2 protein-coding genes and 1 pseudogene are annotated in these 1,598 nt (G+C 33.7%); 1 reads left to right on the top strand and 2 read right to left on the bottom strand.

What is annotated here, in order from left to right; all coding sequences use genetic code 11:
- Positions 1-339 (top strand): annotated as a pseudogene (locus U736_RS11325) (hypothetical protein); the annotation flags it as partial.
- A gap of 146 nt (positions 340-485) precedes the next feature.
- Here the strand turns inward: U736_RS11325 and U736_RS0108615 are convergent.
- Together U736_RS0108615 and U736_RS0108610 are read right to left on the bottom strand one after the other, a co-directional pair.
- Complete coding sequence (locus tag U736_RS0108615) at positions 486-809, bottom strand: helix-turn-helix domain-containing protein (RefSeq protein WP_015856199.1); 324 nt, start codon at positions 807-809, stop codon at positions 486-488.
- Between the two features lies 1 nt (position 810).
- Positions 811-1,161 carry a type II toxin-antitoxin system RelE/ParE family toxin gene (locus U736_RS0108610; protein ID WP_034452165.1) on the bottom strand — a complete coding sequence of 117 codons (351 nt, stop codon included), beginning with the start codon at positions 1,159-1,161 and terminating at the stop codon, positions 811-813.
- Positions 1,162-1,598 lie beyond the last annotated feature (437 nt).

The following is a 1,598-nucleotide window of genomic DNA, read 5'->3' as shown; positions in this document are numbered from 1 at the left end:
GCTCCAATGCTTGGTGCTTTTGATGAAAACAATCGGCTTGTTATGTTTACAGGAGCCCCGATGGAGGCAACAGTTGTTTCACAAGAGATGGGGGCGCCGGATGGAAGTTTTAGCTTTATCACGAAAATGTTTGCCGAAGTTGATACGACAGAAGGTCTTTTAAGCATAGGAGAACGTCGTCTTCGCAATAATCAGACGCCGATCACATGGCATAAGGAAAGGGTATGTTCGTATGTCACGGGCGCTTATCATGGGCGTTCACGCAATCGTTATCACCGGTTTAAATTGCGCATTCCTAAGAATGAACCTTGGACGATGATAATAACGCATTATATATAAAAACACAATAAAGTCAATGGTTTGAGTGAAATTATTTTATAAGAATCCACTTAAGAATCCACATTTTTATGCATGATTCATTTGACCATTTTTTATATAAGATTGCCATGTATGAATAGACTATAAAAAGCAAATCATAAAGAAGTTTAAGAAGAAAAAACAACTTCAAAATGTCCTTCAAGCGTTTTAACTTCTTTCGGATTAACAATAATCTTGATATCGTTTCCCAATTTTGCCAAACACTCAAGCATTTTCATTTCACTAATCCCTCGAAATTCTCCACTTAAGAGTTTAGACAGTTTTGGTTGAGTCATTTTCAAAAGTTGACTAGCCTGTTTTTGTGTTAAGTTCTTTTCTTTAAGAATTTGACTAATCTTATGAGCAAGTTGCGCTTTGATAAGCATCTCTCTGGAATCTGAGAAGCCAAGATCCGCATAAACATTGGAACTACCGTGAAAAACATTGATCATTTTAATTCCCTTCTAATTGTTCTGCTAACTTGAGACGTTCTTTGATCAGATTAACGTCTGGTTTTGGTGTTGCAATGCCACGGGTCGATTTTTTCTGAAAACAATGCAACACATAAAGAGATTTTTTATATTGTATCGTATAAACAGCGCGATAAGTTCCTTGAATATCGCGTTCAATAATTTCTAGAACATTGGCAGATCCAAACCCCTTGAGAACCTTAACATTTTCTCCTCTATCTCCTATCTGAGCAAGATAAAGAGCATAACCAATCCTTTGTTGAATAAGATCAGGAAGACTTTTTATATCTTTGAGTGAAGAACCAAGCCATATGATACGTTTTATTTTACTCATGATTATTAATATACCCATATGGGTATATTTTCAAGTGGTTATTTTAATTTTGTGATTTTTTATAACTATTATTAATAAAATTGACTTGATAAAAATGGTAACAAAAAACCATAATTGTTTATTTATCTTATGAAAAGCTGCTTTTAAAAACCAATGCTCGTAAATGTAAAAAACCGTTTTGTTATAAGATATTCACTTAATATGCATGTTCTTTTGATTGGATTGTTAAAGCTACCGAGCGTTTTGATTTGTTTGATAGCCATAACAAGCGTTTATAGGCTCTCTCATTCAAATGAGTGATTAAAGATCATACGCATCATTTACGTTTCTTTTGATAAGTTTTCATATCTCTAATAGAGCGCTTGCAATATGATACGTTTTGTATATATGCATTCATTACTCCATTGTGGATGATTCATTTTAATCAATAAAAACGC

The sequence above is a fragment of the Bartonella grahamii ATCC 700132 genome (genome assembly GCF_000518085.1).
GTDB lineage: Bacteria > Pseudomonadota > Alphaproteobacteria > Rhizobiales > Rhizobiaceae > Bartonella > Bartonella grahamii.
This window is presented reverse-complemented; position numbering and strand designations above follow the sequence as displayed.